The 18,014-nt window shown below is 74.0% G+C and carries 11 protein-coding genes and 2 rRNA genes; 8 read left to right on the top strand and 5 right to left on the bottom strand.

Annotated elements, in window-relative coordinates; all coding sequences use genetic code 11:
• The 3 genes from GA0070560_RS15265 to GA0070560_RS15275 form a co-directional block, all read left to right on the top strand.
• A 23S ribosomal RNA gene (locus GA0070560_RS15265) occupies positions 1-94 on the top strand; the annotation flags it as partial.
• A gap of 83 nt (positions 95-177) precedes the next feature.
• Positions 178-294 (top strand): 5S ribosomal RNA (gene rrf, locus GA0070560_RS15270).
• Positions 295-580: 286 nt separating this feature from the next.
• Complete coding sequence (locus GA0070560_RS15275) at positions 581-1,207, top strand: NADPH-dependent F420 reductase (RefSeq protein ID WP_091297145.1); 627 nt, start codon at positions 581-583, stop codon at positions 1,205-1,207.
• Positions 1,208-1,270: 63 nt separating this feature from the next.
• Here GA0070560_RS15275 and GA0070560_RS15280 read toward each other — a convergent pair whose 3' ends face one another.
• Positions 1,271-3,085, bottom strand: coding sequence for a VanW family protein (locus GA0070560_RS15280; protein ID WP_170839422.1), 1,815 nt, complete (start codon positions 3,083-3,085; stop codon positions 1,271-1,273).
• 179 nt (positions 3,086-3,264) lie between these two features.
• On the opposite strand from GA0070560_RS15280, the gene nudC reads away from it, so the two are divergent.
• Complete coding sequence (gene nudC / locus GA0070560_RS15285) at positions 3,265-4,170, top strand: NAD(+) diphosphatase (protein ID WP_091297682.1); 906 nt, start codon at positions 3,265-3,267, stop codon at positions 4,168-4,170.
• Positions 4,171-4,176: 6 nt separating this feature from the next.
• On the opposite strand, the gene GA0070560_RS15290 is transcribed toward nudC, so the two are convergent.
• Both GA0070560_RS15290 and GA0070560_RS15295 read right to left on the bottom strand, forming a co-directional pair.
• Positions 4,177-6,711, bottom strand: a complete 2,535-nt coding sequence (locus GA0070560_RS15290) for a fibronectin type III domain-containing protein (RefSeq protein ID WP_091297151.1) — start codon at positions 6,709-6,711, stop codon at positions 4,177-4,179.
• A complete protein-coding gene (locus GA0070560_RS15295) occupies positions 6,708-7,967 on the bottom strand; it encodes a polysaccharide biosynthesis protein (protein WP_091297155.1) in 1,260 nt (419 codons plus the stop codon). The genes GA0070560_RS15290 and GA0070560_RS15295 overlap by 4 nt, the downstream gene beginning before the upstream one ends.
• Positions 7,968-8,089: 122 nt before the next feature.
• Between GA0070560_RS15295 and GA0070560_RS15300 the strand changes: the two genes are divergently transcribed.
• A complete protein-coding gene (locus tag GA0070560_RS15300; RefSeq protein ID WP_091297158.1) occupies positions 8,090-9,637 on the top strand; it encodes an MmpA family trehalose lipid delivery protein in 1,548 nt (515 codons plus the stop codon).
• A gap of 107 nt (positions 9,638-9,744) precedes the next feature.
• A complete protein-coding gene (locus GA0070560_RS15305) occupies positions 9,745-9,942 on the top strand; it encodes a hypothetical protein (RefSeq protein ID WP_091297161.1) in 198 nt (65 codons plus the stop codon).
• Here GA0070560_RS15305 and GA0070560_RS15310 read toward each other — a convergent pair.
• A complete protein-coding gene (locus GA0070560_RS15310; RefSeq protein ID WP_091297164.1) occupies positions 9,927-11,132 on the bottom strand; it encodes a glycosyltransferase family 4 protein in 1,206 nt (401 codons plus the stop codon). The genes GA0070560_RS15305 and GA0070560_RS15310 overlap by 16 nt on opposite strands.
• 177 nt (positions 11,133-11,309) lie before the next feature.
• Here GA0070560_RS15310 and GA0070560_RS15315 point away from each other — a divergent pair, with 177 nt between their 5' ends.
• Positions 11,310-15,455 carry an alpha-(1->3)-arabinofuranosyltransferase domain-containing protein gene (locus tag GA0070560_RS15315; protein WP_170839423.1) on the top strand — a complete coding sequence of 1,382 codons (4,146 nt, stop codon included), beginning with the start codon at positions 11,310-11,312 and terminating at the stop codon, positions 15,453-15,455.
• On the opposite strand, the gene GA0070560_RS15320 is transcribed toward GA0070560_RS15315, so the two are convergent.
• A complete protein-coding gene (locus GA0070560_RS15320) occupies positions 15,380-16,579 on the bottom strand; it encodes an acyltransferase family protein (protein WP_091297171.1) in 1,200 nt (399 codons plus the stop codon). The genes GA0070560_RS15315 and GA0070560_RS15320 overlap by 76 nt on opposite strands.
• A gap of 132 nt (positions 16,580-16,711) precedes the next feature.
• Here GA0070560_RS15320 and pgfA point away from each other — a divergent pair, with 132 nt between their 5' ends.
• On the top strand, positions 16,712-17,836 hold the full coding sequence (gene pgfA / locus GA0070560_RS15325; protein ID WP_245675545.1) for a cell envelope lipid trafficking protein PgfA: 1,125 nt from the start codon (positions 16,712-16,714) through the stop codon (positions 17,834-17,836).
• The last annotated feature ends 178 nt before the right edge of the window (positions 17,837-18,014 follow it).

An 18,014-nucleotide genomic window follows, 5' to 3' on the forward strand; every position in this document is an offset into this window, starting at 1 on the left:
GGCCCCCAGCTAGACGACTGGGTTGATAGGCCGGAAATGTAAGCCCGGTAACGGGTTCAGTTGACCGGTACTAATAGGCCGAGGACTTGACTACCAAGCTGCTACGCGTCCACTGTGCAACTCCCGACAAACGAACAACACACCATGTGGTGGTGTTGTTTGATATGTCGATAGAGTTACGGCGGTCATGGCGGAGGGGAAACGCCCGGTCACATTCCGAACCCGGAAGCTAAGCCCTCCAGCGCCGATGGTACTGCACTCGGGAGGGTGTGGGAGAGTAGGACACCGCCGGACATCTTTTCAGTCAGGGTCACCCCTTCGAAGGGGTGACCCTGACTGCATTTCAGGGACCCGATCCCGACAGCGCGCAGATTCCGTCGAGCCCGTTCGGTGAATCGGCCCGTTTCCCGACTCCGCCTCGGTACGGTCGGTGCGGGACACGCCCTGGCGGCGCGGCTGCCGCGATGGCGAAAACGTGACGTGGCGTACGCCTCGTCCGCGATCGGGGCGGACCGGTCGGGGTACCTGCTCCCCGTACGACCGGAACTGACCGCCGGAACCGGCGGAGGCAGGAGTGGTCATGAAGATCGGAATCATCGGCTCGGGGCACATCGGCGGAACCCTGACCCGGCGGCTGAGCACGCTGGGGCACGACGTGACCGTGGCGAACTCGCGGGGCCCGCAGAGCCTCACCGACCTGGCACAGGAGGCGGGTGCCACGGCCGGCGACCTGGAGCAGGCGGCGCAGGACGCCGAACTGATGATCGTGGCTGTCCCGCTGCTGGCGGTGCCCGGGCTCCCCGCAGAACTCTTCGACGGCAAGGTGGTCGTCGACGCCAACAACTACTACCCCCAGCGCGACGGCGACATCGCCGAACTGCTCGACCGCAGCCTCAGCTCGAGTCGCTGGACCGCCGAGCACCTCAAGGGCGCCCGCGTGGTGAAGGCCTTCAACAACATCCAGGCCCAGCACCTCATGGACAACGGCCGTCCGGCCGGCACCCCGGACCGGATCGCGCTGCCGGTCGCCGGTGACGACGCCGAGGCCAAGCAGCTCGTGATGCAGCTCGTCGACTCGCTCGGCTTCGACCCGGTGGACGCGGGCACGCTGGACGAGAGCTGGCGGCAGCAGCCCGACACCCCGGTGTACGGCACCGACCGCGACGCGGACGGCGTACGGCAGGGGCTGGCCGAGGCGCGGCCCTGAGGGCGTACGACAGCAGGAAGCCCCGCCGGCGACGGAACCGGCGGGGCTTCTGTGTGCCTGGGGTCAGGAGGGTTCGGGGGCGCAGATGAAGCGCGGCTCGGCGCTGTAGGTCCAGCTGAACTTCTCCCGCTTGACGACCTTGCCGTCCTTCTTGATGACCCGGAAGGCGTCCTGGCTGAAGCCGTCGCTCCCCACGGCCGCGATGCACCTCGGGCCGGGCTCCAGGTAGACCGTCTTCGGCTTGGTGATGTTGCGGCGGGGGCCGTACTCCGTCTTGACGCTGTCGTAGATCTTCGTGCTCCAGATCGACACGGTGATGGTGCTGGAGGTCCACGAGGTGTCGATCAGCACTCCGTGCGGGGTGTTGTTGCGGAACTTGAAGTCCAGGTCCGGCCAGAAGATGGTCGACTCGATCACCGCGGGGTAGCGGCTGAAGTAGTACGAGTGCGGCTTGTGCTCGACGTCCTCCAGGCCGGCGTAGTACGTGGCGTTGAAGAGCGTGGTGGTGAACTGGGAGACGCCGCCGCCCACCCCGGGCACCAGCTTGCCGCCGACGATCACCGGCGCGTCCTTGTAGCCCTGGGCGTAGCCGCGTTCCCCGGTGTGCCCGTTGAGCGAGAACGTCTCGCCGGGCTGCACGACCGTGCCGTCCACGTCCTTGGCGGCCTGAATGATGTTCTGGCTGCGCGGCGAGGAGAGACCGCCGGGGAACCGGGTGGTGAAGGTGGACACCCGCTCCTTAATGCCGAGGGTGGCGAGCTTCTCCTCGGTCAGCTCCGGCTCGCTCGGCTTGAGCTGACCGGTGACCGTCCGTCCCTCGGTCCTCGGCAGGACGGCGAGCAGGTCCCGACCGAGGGCCGCCGTGTCGACCTGCTGCCCGGCCCGGCCCGGCACGACCTTCGGCTTGCCGCCGGAGATGGTCATGCCGGCGTCCTTCGGTGGCACCTCGATCTTCGCCAGCTTGTCGCCGAGCGCGCTGCGGAGCCGCTTCACGTCCACCCGGGGGGTGAGTTTGCCGGCGTCGTCGGCGGAGAAGCGCAGGGCACGGGCGATCGCGGTCGGTGGGATGCTCACCGAGCCCTTGTCGGTGGTGAGCGTGACCGGGGCGGCGACGGCCGGCTCGGCCAGCTCGGCCACCAGCCGGTCCACCTCCTCGCGGGTGGTCGCCGGCGCCTGCTCCACCACCGGCACGGTCACCGGCTCACCGGCGAGCCAGCCCGCCTTGACCACCTGGACGGACTGGTCCGGGTCGAGGGAGAGAGCCGGCTTCGGGTAGACCGGCTTCGGCGTGGTGCCGGTGAAGATGATCGCCGGCATGGTCATGTCCCGGCCCTGCTTGCCCAGCACCTTGCGCAGCGTGGCGTCGAGCCTGGCGGCGTCCACCGTCACCACCGGTTCCACCGTGCGGGAGCCGACCAGCCGGCTCACCGGGTGCGCGTCGGCCTCCGCCGCCGCGGTCACCGTGGCGTCGACGTCCACGGCCAGCCCGACGTCGGCGGGCATGATCTCCGCCTTCGCCTCGCCCACCACGACGGTCAGCGGCGCGTTCAACGTCGCCGCCCGTCGCTCCAGCTCGGCGCGGAGTTCCTTCGCCGCGTCGGCCCGGCTGCGACCACCCAGCTCGGCCCCGAGCACGGTGGTGCCCCGGGGGACGTCACCGGCGTACGCGTAGGCACCGACACCGGCGATGCCGGCCAGCACCGCGGCGGCCAGGACGCCGGCCAGGAGCAGCTGGACCCGGCGCGACCGGAGCCCGCCGGCCGAGCCGGCGGACTTCCCGCCCGGCGGCTCCTCGTCACCGGGCCAGGTGACCGCGGTGACCTGCACCGTGGGCCGGTCGTCGGAGAGACGTTTGTCGCCGTAAAGGGTCACAGCCACCTCGATCGGGACGTACCACGTGGGGGGTTGCGGGCCCCCCGGAAGCAACTACGGTAACCAACGCCCGGACCGCTCGGCACTGTGCGCCCGGCCATGTGTGTCCACCGCGGGTTTGCGGGGGTGGGCCCGGTCGCCGTGCCGGGCGGCGGCCGTGGCACGGTGTCGCTGTGGGCGATCGGATGCTGGCGTACGGCGGCGGATGGCTGGACCGGGCGGGGGCGCTGCGCGCCGACCGGGAGTGGATCTCCACCCGGCTGGGTGATCCCCGAGGGGTGCTGCTCCCCCTCTGGCGTGACCACTGTCTCGTCGACGCCGGTCAGGCCCTCGTCCGGCTCGCCCTGGCCGACGCCACCGAGGTCCTCGCCGCCGCCGACGAGCCCGTCTTCCTGGGCCTCGACGACGACGTGCCGGTCTTCGCCGTGGACCTGTCGGAGCGGACCGGGCCGGAGGCGGCGCGGCTGGTCGGGGCCGCCTCGACCGTCGACATCCGCGCCCTGGTGGGGCGGCTCGCCCCGGCCGACGCGGCGGTGCAGGCGTACGCCCGAGGGCTGCTGCACTGGCACCGGCAGCAGCGCTACTGCGGATGCTGCGGGTCGGCGACGGTGCCCCGCGACGGCGGGCACGTACGTGCCTGCTCGGGGCCGCGCTGCGGCCGGCTCATCTTCCCGCGGATCGAGCCGGCGATCATCGTGCTGGTCGAGGCCCCCGAGGCGCCGGACCGCTGCCTGCTGGCCCGGCACGCCGGGGCGCCCGAGGGGTCGTACTCGACGCTCGCCGGGTTCGTCGAGGTGGGTGAGAGCCTGGAGGACGCCGTACGGCGGGAGATGGCGGAGGAGGCGGGGGTGAGTGTGGCCGCGCTGTCGTACCAGGGGTCGCAGGCGTGGCCCTTCCCGGCCGGGCTGATGGTCGGCTTCCGGGCCACCGCCGGGTCCGAGCAGGTCCGGGTGGACGGCGAGGAACTGCTGGAGGCGCGCTGGTTCACCCGCGACGAACTGCGCGAGCGGGTGGCCGCCGGACGGACCCTCGGCCGGGTCGACTCGATCGACCATCACCTGCTCACCGGCTGGCTCGCCGACGGCGACTGAACCCCTTCACCGGACCCGCACCGCGACCGGGGCGCCAGCCGCCCCGACGTCCCTGCCGTCCGTGGCGGCCACCCGGAACTCGTAGCGGTGGGCGCGGGTCAGCAGCACCGCGGTGTGCCGGGTGCCGTGCACCGGGTACGGGTCGGTCCGCCAGGCCTCGCCGGCCGTGGCGTCGCGCAGCTGCACCCGGTAGGCGAGACCCGGGCCGGCCGACTGCCAGCTCAGCCGCGCATCGCCGGTGCCGCCGGCGGTCACCGTCAGACCGGTGGGCGTGGGCAGCCGGGGGGTGGCCCGGACGGGCTCGCTGCGCGGGCCGGGCCCGGCCTGGTTGACCACGGCCACGACGAACTCGTACTCGTGGCCGTTGCGCAGCGCCGCCACGGTGGCCCGGGTGCCCCGGGTGGGGATCGGCTCCTCGGTGAAGTCGCGGTCCCCGGCGGTCAGGTCCCGCCGGTAGACCCGGTGCCAGCCGTCCGGGTCCGGCGAACGCCAGGTCAGCTCGACGCTGCCCGGCCCGACCTCGGCGCGCAGGTCACGGGGTACGGCCTCGGGCGGGGCGAGGCGGGCCCGGATCCGCACCGGCGTGGCGCGCGGGCCCTCGCCGCCGCTGTTCACCGCGCTGACGGTGAACTCGTACTCGTGGCCGTGTTCCAGGTGCCGGGCGACGTGGCCGGCCCCGGACTCCCATGCCGGCGGGTCGTACGCCGCGCCCCGGTCGAGGTCGCGGCGGTGGACCCGGTAGGTGACCCCGGGGCCGAGCGTCCGCCAGGTCAGCCGGACCGTGCCGTCGGGGCGTGTGCCCGCGGCGAGGCCGGACGGGGCGGGCGGGGGCGTGACGACGGCGGTCACCCGGACCGGCGACGAGGGGACGCTGTCGCCGCCGCCGCCGACCGCGACCACGGTGAACTCGTAGGTCGTGGCGTGGCGGAGGAACTCGACGGTCGTGTGGGTGCCGGTGAACGTGCCGACCGAGCGGCGTTCCCCGGTGGCGAGGTTGCGCTGTGCGATTCGGAAGAGCTGGACGAACGGGACCGGGTCCCAGCTCAGGGTGACGTCACCGGAGCGGCCCGCCCGGGCCCGCAGCCCGGTGGGCGGCGGTGGGGGCGGCACGGTGGCGGTCGTCGCGGCCACCGGTGAGGGCGGGCTCTCGCCGCGCCGGCCGAGCGTGGTCACCCGGAACTCGTACTCGTGCCGGTCGACCAGGAAGTCGGCGGCGGCGCGGGGCTCCGTCGAGGGTTCGCCGATGCGTACGAAATGGGTCTGCCCGGTGGTCACGTCGCGGCGGTGCACCTGGTACCGCAGTTCGCTGTCGGCGCGTACGGCGGGCCAGGTCAGCTCGACGGCGCCGGCGCCGCCGGGACGGGCGGTGAGGGCCTCCGGCGCGGGCGGCACGTCCGCGCGGTCGGGGCGGTGGCGTGGCCAGTCGACCTCCACGAAGCGGGGGCGGTAGACGCCGGCGTCGGCGTAGGTGACCGCGTCGTCCACGTCGTTGACGTTGTAGGAGACCAGCAGCTTGCCGGGGCGGGCCAGGTCGGGGTGCAGATCGGCGTCGTAGACCAGGTGGCCGGCGGCGGTCTCCGGGGCGCGGTGCAGATAGTCGGGGCCCTCGAACGGGCCGGTCGGCGCGGTGGCCGAGTAGGCCACCAGGTCGGCGCTGAACACCAGGTTGTTCTCGTGGGTGACCAGCACGTACCGCCCGTCGACCCGCTGCACCCCGTACGCCGTGCCGACGCCGCTGAGCACCCGGGCGGAGCCGCGGCCGTCGGTGGACCAGCCGTCGCCGGTCCAGAACTCCCACGGGCCGCCCAGGTCGTCCCCGGTCACCCGGGCCAGGTGGGCGAACTTGGCCTGGCCGGCCGCCTCGGTGCCGTAGACATAGGTGTGCCCGCCGTCGCGCAGCAGGCTGGACCCCCAGGAGACCCGGGCGCCCAGCGGCAGCGGCCGGACCCCGGTGGGGGTGAGCGAGGGCAGGGCGAAGGTGGCCAGCGAGGTGCCGAGCAGGGTGTGGTCGAGCGGGCCGGCACCGGTGCGCCGGTAGCTGTTGGCCAGCACCTGGAGGGTGTCGCCGACGACCTGCGCGTCACCGATCCAGTGGAACTCGCCGGGCGACGGCGACGGAATCAGGGCCTGCGGCTCCTCTGGGGTGCCGCCGTGCAGGGTCTCGCCCAGTTCGTCGCCGTGCTGCACGATCGCCGAGTTGTTGACGAAGGGCGCGGTACGCGGGCGGGAGCCGTCCGGGTTGACCGGGCCGAGGAACGTGTCGGAGAAGAGCCAGAGCAGCCGGCCGTCGGGCAGGCGTACCGAGGTGGTGCGGTCCGCGCCGGTCCACCGGCCGGAGGTGTCGCCGTAGCTGTCGAAGAGGGCGGTCAGCCGGTCGGCGGAGAGGCCGCCGCCGGGGGCCGGGCGCGGCACGCCGGTGGGTGCCGCCGCCAGCAGGCAGATCACGTACAGGACGAGCAGCCAGCGGGCTGGCCGGCGGGCACCGGCCGTCCCTCGGCCCGTGTCGGCCACCGCCACCAGAAACCCCCGTCTACTGGTCAACCACCTCGCAGGGTGTCATGACCCACGGACGACACGGTAGGGGCCGGACGGGTCGAAGTGGATGCGCTGTCCGTTTCGGGGCGGATTGTCAACGCTCCGGTGACCACGGCGGTCAGCGCCGCCGTGGCCAGGGCGGCGACCGCGATCCCGGCGACGGAGTGCGGCACCACGGTGGCGACCGCGCCGACGAAGGCGACGGTGGCGGCCCACAGCGGCGCGGAGGGCCACCGCGCGGACGCCGCCACCCGCGCGTTGATCAGGACGAAGACCAGCGCGTACAGGGCGCCGGTGGCGGCGAAGAGGGGCGCGTACCGGCCATGGGCGGTGTATTCGGAGCCGCCGGCCAGGCCGAAGGCGAGCCCGCCGGCGACCGTGGTGGCGAGCACCAGCGCCGCGCCCGACGCGCCGACCAGGGCCAGCGCGGTGAGCAGCGTACGGCGGTCGCCCTTGGCCAGCCGGGGCAGGGCGATCACGGTCACCACCTGCGGCGCCCACAGTGCCCCCTTGGTGAGCACGGTGCCGACGGCGTACACCCCGGAGGCGTCGGGCGGGAGGAACCGGCGGGCCAGCAGCAGGTCCGCGTACGAGACGACCAGCATGGCGAGGGTGGCGCCGCTGGCGGTGAGCACCGTACGGGTGGCCAGGGTCGGGGAGACCGGGTCGATGCCGGCCCCCCGGTTGAGGCGGACCAGCAGGGCCAGCACCAGCACCGAGGTGACCGCACCGGCCAGCAGGGCGCCGGTCAGCCCGCCGCCGAGGGCCAGCCCGGCGATCATGCCGCCGTACCGGCCTGCGGCGAGCAGCGCCATCCCGACGGCCAGGCGCAGGAAGCGCTGGTCGCCCTGAAGTTCCCCGAGCCACCGGCCGGCCGCCACCACGGCCACGGTGAGCACGCCCAGCAGCAGCACCGCCGGGCCGGTCAGCCGCAGCGTGACCGCGGAGACCGGGAGGACCACGGCCAGCAGGGCGGCGGTGACCACCACGGTGACCAGGGTGGGGCGCGCGGTGGCGGCCCGCCCGTGCCGGGCGCGGTGCACGGCCACGGCGATCTGCAGGCCGGTGCTGGCCACGCCGCCGATCGCGCCGAGCGCCAGCAGGGTGGCCAGCGCGCTCAGCCCGGCCGGGTCGAGGTGACGGGCACCGAGGACGGGCACCACGTACGCCAGGCCGTTGACGAAGACGCCGGCCAGGGTGACCGCGACCCCGGCCGTGCCGAGCCCGGCCGCGCGGCCCTGTCCGTCGTCCGACCCTGTCACCCTGACCGCCCCGTGTCGCCGGCTCCGCCGGGCCTGCCCGGGCGCGCGTACAGTGTCGCCACGCCGGCGCACCCTTTTGCCGGGTCAGCCTAGTGAGGAGGTCAACCCTGCGGGAGAGGTCGATGCTCGTCGCGACCGGGTTGGCCGTCACCGTGGCGGTGCTGGCCCCGCTGGCCGCGCCCGGTCTGGTGCTGAGCTACGACATGGTGTTCGTGCCGCACCAGCCGTGGCGGGCCGAGCTGGTCGCCCCGGGCGAGTCGCTGCCCCGGGCGGTGCCGCTGGACGCGCTGGTGTCGCTGGCCAGTCAGGTGGCGCCGGGCTGGCTGCTGCAACGGGTGGCGCTGGCCGCGGTGCTGCTGACGGCCGCGATCGGGGCCGGCCGGCTGGTGCCCGCGCGGCACCCGCTCACCCGGGTGGTGGCCGCGGTCGGCTACGCCTGGACGCCGTACCTGGCCGAGCGGCTGCTGATCGGGCACTGGGGGCTGCTGCTGGCGTACGGCGCGCTGCCCTGGCTGGTCGCCGCCGCGATGGGCGTACGCGACCAGCGGCCGACGGCGCTGCGCCGGCTGGTGCTGGCGGCGTTGCCGGCGGTGGTGACCCCGACCGGCGGGGTGATCGCGCTGGTGACCGTCGCCGTGCTGGTCGCCCGGCGCGGGGCGGCCCGGCTGACCGTCCTGGCCGTGGGCGCGGTGCTGCTGCTGAACCTGCCCTGGCTGGTGGTGACCGCCCTGACCCGGGCGGACGCGCGCAGCGACCCGGACGGGGTGGCGGCCTTCTCCGCCCGGGCGGAGAACTGGAGCGGGGTGCTGGGCGCGCTGGCCGGCACCGGGGGGATCTGGAACGCGCAGACCACACCGGTGAGCCGGTCCTCCCCGCTGGCCCCGGTCGCCACGCTGCTGCTGCTGGCGCTGGCGGTGTTCGGCTTCCGGACGCTGCGGCGGCGCTGGCCGGTGGGGGTGGTGACGCGGCTGGTGGTGCTGGCCGCCGGGGGATTGCTCACCGCGCTGCTCGGTGTGCTGCCCGGGCTCGCCACGCTGCTGGGCTGGGCGGTCGCCACGGTGCCGGGGGCGGGGCTGCTCCGGGACGGGCAGAAGTTCCTGATGCCGTACGCGCTGCTGCTGGTCCTGGCCGGCGCGCTCGGCGCGGAGCGGCTGGCCGCCGGGGTGACCGCCCGGGGTGCGGTGGCCGGTGCTCGGGCGGTGCTCGGCGCGGCGCTGCTGCTGCCGGTGGTGGTCATGCCGGACCTGGCGTTCGGCGCGGCGGGCCGGTTGCGGCCGGTGCGCTACCCGGCGGACTGGGAAGCCGTCGCCCGGCGGCTGGACGGGCAGCCGGGGGAGGTCCTGTCGCTGCCGTTCGGCACCTACCGGGCCTACCCGTGGAACGGGGGGCGGACGGTGCTCGACCCGCTGCCCCGCTACGTGGACGCCGATGTGCTCGTCGACGACACCCTCTGGGTGGGCACGACCGAGGTGAGCGGGGAGAACCGGCGGGCCGCCGAGGTGGGGCGGGTGCTCGCGGCGGGCGGCCCGGTGACCGCGACCGGGGTCCGCTGGGTGGTGGTGCAGCGCACCGCCGGTGGCCGGCCGCTGGACCCGGCGGCCCTGACCGGGCTGCGCGAGGTGTACGCGGGACCGGAGCTGGTTCTCTACGAGAACCCGTCGGTGCGCTGATCAGGCCGCCGGACCGGCCCTCATTGATCGGCCTCGTGGCCCTCCCGGCGCTGGCTACTTGGTGGTAACGTCCCGCGCACGCAGCTCAGGAGGAGGAAGAAGGCGCCATGCGCAGTGCTCTCTCGTTGGTTCTGGTCGCGGTCGCCGCGATCGCTCTGGGTGCCTTCGGCACCGTGGCGCTGGCCACCACGCTGACCGGCACGACGGCGTCCGAGGCGGCGGAGGCCGAGCAGGCCGCCCGTACCGAGTCGGGCGGCAGCGGTAACGGTGGTGCCAACCTGCCGCTGATCTACGGCACCAAGTAGGACTGCTCCACCTGCTTCACCGGCGCTCGCGTCGGCACGTTCGCGGCCCTCGTCACGAGGGCCGCGAACTTTTCGCCCGAGACCGGCCAGGTGAACCGGGCCGCGTGGGCGCGGGCCGCCTCCCCCATCGTGCTGCGGTAGGCGTCGTCGGTCAGCAGCAGCCGCACCTTCGCCACGTAGTCGTCGACGTCGACGGCGAGCAGGCCGGTCTCGCCGTCGACCACCGCCTCCTCGACCCCGCCCGCGCCCCGGAACGCCACCGTCGGGGTGCCGACCGCGCCGGCCTCGACGATGGTCAGCCCCCAGCCCTCCTTGAGCGACGGGGTCAGGGCCACCCAGGCTGCGGCGAGCAGTTCCCGCTTCTCGGTGTCGGTGACGAAGCCGGTGAACCGGACCCGGTCGGTGACCCCGAGTTCGGCGGCGAGTTGGCGCAGCTGCGGCTCCCACCAGCCCTGGCCGGCCACGGTCAGGCTCAGTCCGGGCAGTTCGGCGCCGAGCTGCGCGAGGGCGCGCAGTGCGACCTCGACCTGCTTGTGCGGGACCAGCCGGCCGAGCACCACCAGGGAGGGCTGCGGTGAGCGGGTCACCGGCCCGACCGTCATGTCGGGCGTGCCGTTGTGCACGATGGCGACCCGGGCCGGGTCGATGCCGAGTTCGGCCAGCTCGTCGCGGGTGGCGGCGGAGACGGTGACGTACTGGCAGCGGCGGTAGACGCGCGGGGCCAGCCAGGACTCGACCCACCAGCCGAAGCTGGCGAGCCAGCGGCCGAGCACCACCGGCCACTGCTCCCGGTGCACGTGGTGCACCAGCGCGATCACCGGGCGGCGGGCGTAGAGGGCGGAGAGGAAGGGCAGGCCGTTGCCGACGTCGACGATCAGGTCGGGCCGGCCGCCGTGCCGGCGGCTGAGCGGGCCGACGCCGAGGGCGCCGGCCAGGTAGACCAGGGCGGCACGCAGGTAGACCGTGTGCCGGCCGCCGCGGCGCAGCACCCGTACGCCGTCGGCGGTGGTCTCCTCGGCGGGGCCCGCCGAGTGGGTGGCGCAGAGCAGGGTCGCCCGGTGACCGCGGCGGACGAGTTCCCCGGCGATCCGTTCGACGTAGACCTCGGATCCACCGCCCTCCGGATTCCGGGTGTCTCTCCAGTTGAGGAACAGTACGTGCCGGGTGGGGGCGGCAGCCGGTGCTTCCAACGCTCACTCCTACTGCCGAGTAATGTTCACGGTCGCGTCACACTATGGGCTGCGTCACGTACGCCGCAATGCCCGATCGGAGGCGAGATGCAGCAGTCGCCGGGCCGCCCGGGGCAGGCCGAGGGGTCGGACACCGCACCGAGGACGGTGTGGCGTCTCCGCTTGGTTGCGGTCTGTGTGGCTTTGTCCGCCCTCGCGTTCCTCCAGGACCCGGGCCTGGTGGTCATCGACACCAAGGTCGACCTCGCCATCGATCCGGCCGGATGGATGAGCCGGTCCCTGCACGTCTGGGACCCGGACGGGACCTTCGGCCAGCTCCAGAACCAGGCGTACGGCTACCTCTGGCCGATGGGCCCCTTCTTCCTGGCCGGCAAGCTGCTGGCCCTGCCCGCCTGGGTGGTCCAGCGGCTCTGGTGGGCCCTGGTGATGACGGTGGCCTGCACCGGCGTCGTCCGGCTCGCCGAGCGGCTGCACATCGGCACCCCGTGGGCCCGGCTGCTCGCCGGCGTGGCCTTCGCGCTCTCCCCCCGGCTGCTCACCGAACTGGGCCCCATCTCGGTCGAGGCGTGGCCCAGCGCCATCGCGCCCTGGGTGCTCGTCCCGCTGGTCGGGCTGGCCCAGGGGGCGCCGCTGCACCGGGCGGTCACCCGGTCGGCGCTGGTGGTGGCCTGCGCGGGCGGGGTCAACGCGACCGCGGTGCTGGCGGTGGTGCCGCTGGCCGCGCTCTGGCTGGTCGGCCTGCACCCGTTCCGGCTGCGGGTGAAGGCCCTGGTCGCCTGGGGGCTGGCCGTGGCGGCGGCGACCGCCTGGTGGCTGGTGCCGCTGCTGCTGCTCGGCCGGTACAGCCCGCCCTTCCTGGACTACATCGAGACCGCGCCGGTGACCACCGCGCCCACCGACACCACCACCGTGCTGCGCGGCGCTTCGCACTGGCACGCGTACCTCAACGGGGCGTACGGGCCGCCGTGGACGGCCGGCTGGCGGCTCGCCACCGAGCAGCCGCTGGTGGTCGCCACGCTGGTGGTGGCGGGTCTCGGCATCGCCGGGCTGGCCCGGCGCGGCATGCCGTACCGGAGGTTCCTGGTCACCGGGCTGCTGGTCGGGCTGGCGCTGGTCGGGCTCGGCCACGTCGGGCAGCTCGACGGCTTCGGCGCGCAGACCCAGCGCGCCTTCCTCGACGCCGCGGGCGCGCCGCTGCGCAACGTGCACAAGTTCGACGTGGTGCTCCGGCTGCCGCTCATCCTCGGCCTGGCCCACCTGGTCGGGCTGATGCTGCGGGCCGCCCGCACCGGGGACCGCCCCGAGCTGGCCGCCCTGCTGCCCCGTCTCCTGCAGCCGGTCCGGCTGCGCGCCGCCCTGGTCACCGGGACGGCCCTGGTGGCGGTCGGCGCGGTGGCGGCCCCGGCGCTCGGCGGCGGGCTGGCCGCCCAGGGCAGCTTCCGCGACGTCCCCGGGTACTGGCAGGCGGCGGCGACCTGGCTGGACCGCAACGTCGGCGACGACCGGGTGCTGGTGGTGCCCGCCGCCCGGTTCCCCCGCTACCTCTGGGGCAGTCCGAGCGACGAGATCACCCAACCGCTGCTGGAACGACCCTGGGCGGTACGCAGCTCGGTGCCGCTCACCCCGCCCGGCACCATCCGGCTGCTCGACACGGTGGAGTCGGCGCTCGCCAACGGGCAGGGCTCCGCCGGCCTGGCCGACCTGCTCGCCCGCTCCGGCGTGCGGTACCTGCTGCTCCGCTCCGACCTCGACTACGGCCGCAGCGGCGCCACCCAGCCGGTGGTGGTGCGCCAGGCGCTGCTCCGCTCGCCCGGCATCGCCCCGGTACGCGCATTCGGGCCCTCGGTCGGCGGCGGAGGGCTCCCCGGCAACTTCGTCGACCGGGGCCTCGACGTCGAGGTGCGGGCGCTGGAGGTGTTCGAGGTACGCCGCTCGGTCGACCCGGTCGTCGCGTACGACGCGGACGACGTGACCACCGTGGTCGGCGGGCCGGAGTCGCTGCTGCCACTGGCCGCGTCCGGCCGGCTCTCCGACGCGCCGACGGTGCTCGCCGGCGACCGCCCGGACCAGCTCGGCGACACACCGGTCACGCTCACCGACGGGCTGCGCCGCCGCGAGGTCGCCTTCGGGCGGCAGCACGACAACGCCTCGGCCACCCTGACCCCGGGCGAGAAACCCCGGCTGGCGGCCCCGGCCCGGGACTACCTGCCGGACTGGGGCGACGAGGCGTCGACCGTGGTGCGGTACCTCGGCATCGGCGGGGTCTCCGCGTCCAGCGCCTGGTCCCAGGCGCAGCCGCTGGGCGACACCCGCCCCGAGCACCAGCCGTACGCGGCCGTCGACGGTGACCTGAGCACGTCCTGGCGGTCCGCACCGGGGACGGTGGCGACCGGGCAGTGGTTCGAGGTGGAGCTGCTCCAGCCCCAGGTCGTCCGGCAGCTCCGGATCACCTTCGACACCGGGGCCGACTCGCTGCCCACCAAGGTCACCGTCACCGCCGGCCGGCAGCAGACCACGGTGGAGACCTCCGGCCGGGTCCTGGACGTCACCCTGCCCGACGGTTACCCGACGCGGGTCGTCCGGGTCACCGTCGAGCAGGTCTTCGACGTACGGGCCGGTTTCGGTGGGGTCGGCATCTCCGAGCTGGCCATTCCCGGCGTGGAAGCCGCCCGTACCCTCGTCGTGCCGTCCCCGCCGGCGACCGACGCGCCCGCCTCGGTGGTGCTCACCGCCGCGCCGTCCGTGCCGGCGTGCGTGTTCGAGCGGGGGCAGCCGATCTGCGACGGCGGGCTGGTCCGCGCCTCCGAGGACTCCGACAAGATCGACCGTACGGTGGACCTGCCGGTCGCCGCCGGCTACCAGGTCGCGGTCCGGGCCCGGCCGCGTCCGGGGGCGGCGCTCAACGCGCTGCTCGACGCCGGAGGCACGGCGGCGGTGACGACCGGGGTCACCCCGACGGTCGCCGCCTCCACCGTGGGCGTGCCCCACCCGGCCGCCCGCCCCGGCGCCGTGGTCGACGGGGACGCCTCCACCACCTGGTACGCCGCCGACTCCGAACGGCAGCCGTGGCTGCGGCTGACCTGGCCGAAGGCGCGCCTGATCAGCGGGCTGCGGATGACCCTGCCGCCCACCGCGGCGGCGGCCCGCCCGTGGCGGATCACCGTCTTCGGCGACGAGGGGATGCGCGGCGGCGTGCTGGACGAGGGCGGCACCGTCGTCTTCGACCAGCCCCTGCGCAGCGACGAGATCACCGTGCTGATCTCCGACCTGGTCCCGGCCCGCTCGTACGACCCGTACCGGCGGGTGACCCAGGACCTGCCGGTCGGGGTGGGTGAGCTGACCGTCCTGCCGGCCGGGCCGGTGACCCGGGCCGACCCGCTGAAGCGGGTTCCGCTGCCCTGCGGAAGCGGCCCCACCGTCACCGTCGCCGGTGAGCAGCGCACCACCGCACTCGTGGCCAACCGCCGTGACCTGCTGGAACTGCGCGAGGTCAACGCCGTGCTCTGCGGTCCGGACGCGAAGAAGGCGATCAGGCTGTCCGCCGGCGAGACCCGGCTGCTGGCGGCGGGGAACCGGCACGCCGTCCCGACGCAGCTCACCCTCACCCCGCTCGGGGTGGTGCCCGGCGGCACCGGTGAGCCCGCCGCGACCCGCACCGCCGTACGCGTCGACGGCTGGTCCGCCACCCGCCGCGACCTGTACCTCACCGGCCACTCCGGCGAGCGGGTGCTGGCCCTGCGGGAGAACGCCAACGCCGGCTGGGTGGCCACCGCCGCCGGGAAGACGCTGACCCCGTTCGTGGTGGACGGCTGGCAGCAGGGCTGGCTGCTGCCCGCCGGATACCAGGGCCCGGTGGAGCTGCGCTTCGCCCCCGACGACGGGTACGTGCTGGCGCTCGGTGCGGGAGCGGTGCTGCTCGCCGGGGTCGCGCTGCTGGCGGCGCTGCCGTCGAGGCGTACCCCCGGGCCGGTGCCGCCGGTGGCCCGCCGTCGGCGCGGCCGGTTCCTCGCCGCGTTCGTCGGCGGCGGCGCGTTGCTGCTGGTGGGCGGCCCGGCGGCGGTCGGCGTGGCGCTGCTGGTGTTCGTCGGCGTGCTCGCCGGGCGCGCGTTGGAGCCGCACCTGCACCCGCCGGACCGGCGGGGGATGCACCGGCTGCGCCGGGCCACCGTGCGCTGGCTGCCGGTGGCGTGCTTCGCGGTCGCCGGCTGGTACGCGGCGACCCGGGGTGGGCACACCGCGTGGCAGCCTCAGTTGGCCGCGGTCGCCACCGCCACGCTGCTCTGGCTCTCGCTGGTGCTGCGGCGCTTCCGGCGCGGCCATTGAGCGCCCCACCGCTGGAAGGGCTTCTCCACCGCGTAGTAGCTGACCGAGGCGAGAACCAGCCCACCGGCGACGGTCAGCGCGAAGGTGCCGAGCGGGTCGCCGGTGAACTCCGGCCGGTCGGTGACGACGTAGATGCCCTCCAGCACGAACGGGTGCCAGAGGAAGAGCCCGTACGACACCCGGCCGAGCCACCGGCCGAGGACGCTGTCGAAGACGCTCTTGGTGCGCGTCTGCGGGCCGAACGCGACCGGGACGATCAGCAGGACCGCGACGACCAGGTAGAGCACCAGCTTGGTGCCGAACTCGGCGGCGGTCGGCTCGGCCAGGTCGCGCGGCCCGGTGACCGGGGTGGTGGCGACGGCCAGGGCGCCCAGGGCGATCGCCCAGCAGGCCAGCGGGGCGCGGCCGAGGTCGTCCAACCACCGCCAGCGCTCACCCGTGCCGGTGCGCAGCGCGACGTGCGCGCTGGCCAGCGCCATGCCGGCGCCGAACCAGCCGGCGTACGACGGCAGCCACATGGTGTGCAGGCCGAGGCTGAGCACGCCGAGGCCCATCAGCGCGACCCACATCCCGGTCACCACCAGCGCGGCCACCGCGATCCGGGACACCCGGTCGGGACGGGGGCGCCGGCCCAGCAGCAGCACGGCCAGCGCGGGCAGCAGCAGGTAGAAGCTGACCTCGGTGGCGAGGCTCCAGGTCTGGCTGATGCCGTGCTTGAGCTGCCCGTGCTGGTAGATCTGGGTCAGTGTGGCGTGCCGCAGCCAGTCGGCGGTCGTCGCGTCCCGGTTCTGCGGCAGCACCAGCAGGCAGACCACCACGGCCACCCAGTAGGCGGGCAGGATCCGGGTGGCGCGCCGCCAGAGGTACCTTCCGGCCCCGGGGAGACGCTGGTAGGTTGCCTGCGCGTGCGCGTACGGCCGGAAGAGCAGGAACCCCGAGAGGACGAAGAACACGGCGACACCCACGTCGAGCCGGGACAGCCACGCGCCGGTGACGGCGTCGCCGGTGTTGCGTCCGGTGGCGAACCCGACGTGGTGACCGACGACGGCGAGCGCGCCGATGACCCGGACCGCGTCGAGCGCGGGCAGCCGCCGCAGTACCTGATCGGGGATCGGAGCAGACATTAGCCGTCCAGAGGGTCGCGTTGATATGTGACTCGGGAGTAACGTGCGGCCCAGTTTTACAGACCGAACGCTCGCCGGACACCGGCTGACCGTCTTTGTTGGGGAGGATCAGTGAAGGCTCGCCTGGGTGCCGTGCTGTTCGGCATAGGCGTCTTGTCTCTCGCAGTCGCTGCGGGAACGGCTTACTACGTGGCTCCGTCGGTGACGAAGCTGCCGTACGACCTCACGTTCTGCAATGCCGAGGGCAAGCCGGACGGCTGCCTCAAGGCCAGCGTCGCGGTTGCCGAGAACGCCACCTTCATGCAGGTCATCGACGGTAAGCCGACGATCCAGACCGGCCAGCTGAAGGCGACCACCGAGGTGGTCCCGCAGGCGTCGACGACCGAGAAGGAGATGACCGGCGACCTGGCCGGCGAGGCGGTCGTCTGGCAGGCGTACGGCCGGGTGGTGCGCACCGACAACGGCTCCGACGTCAGCCTGTACTCGGCCGAACTGGCGCTCGACCGGGAGACCGCTGCGGCGCGCGCGTGGGACAAGCAGTTCCTCGACACCGACGGCGAGGCCAGCGACAACGACTCCGTGACCTTCGAGGGGCAGACCTACAAGTTCCCCTTCGACGCGGGCCGCAAGGACTACCTGTACTTCGACCGTGACCTGCGCAAGGCGCTGCCGATCGAGTTCGACGGCACCGAGAAGGTCAACGGCACCGAGGCGTACCGGTACGTGCAGACGATCCCGGACACCGAACTGAACACGGCGGCCGGCTCGCTCAGCGCGCTGGCCAACGCGCTGGCGCCGGGCGCCACCACCGGCAAGGTGATCTACAGCAACACCCGCACCATCTGGGTCGAGCCGACCAGCGGCAACTTCGTGAAGGTGCGCGAGCAGCAGAAGAAGAACTTCGTGCCGGACCAGGGCAGCACGGTCGCTCTGCTGGACGCGGACTTCGTCTACGACGACGCGACCATCGCCAACAGCACCAAGTCGGCCGGGGAGACCCGGGACAAGCTGCAGCTGATCAGCCGTACGCTCCCGATCGCCCTGGCGGTCCTCGGCGGGTTGCTGCTGCTGGTCGGTCTCTGGCTGATCGTGGCCGGACGCCGGGCGGCCGGTGACGCGCGCCACCGGGCGGACGGCGGTCCGACGCCGGTCGACGCGCCGACCCGGCAGGAGGCGCCGGTGGCGGACCCGCGGGCCGTGGACGAGCCGACGGTGCCGACCCAGCGTGTGACGCCGGACGAGGCGGAGAAGCGCTGACACCATCGGCGTGACGGAGGGGCGGGTCGCTCGGCGACCCGCCCCTCCGTCTTTACGTGATCACGCTGAGCACTTGTTACTGAATCGTAACTTGTCGATGGTTTGACCGCTCAGGGTGACCGGAGCGGTTCCATTTGGCCTGCTTTGGACTGTTGCTCCTGCGGGGCTGCCCCCGGAA

Source organism: Micromonospora halophytica (genome assembly GCF_900090245.1).
Lineage (GTDB): Bacteria > Actinomycetota > Actinomycetes > Mycobacteriales > Micromonosporaceae > Micromonospora > Micromonospora halophytica.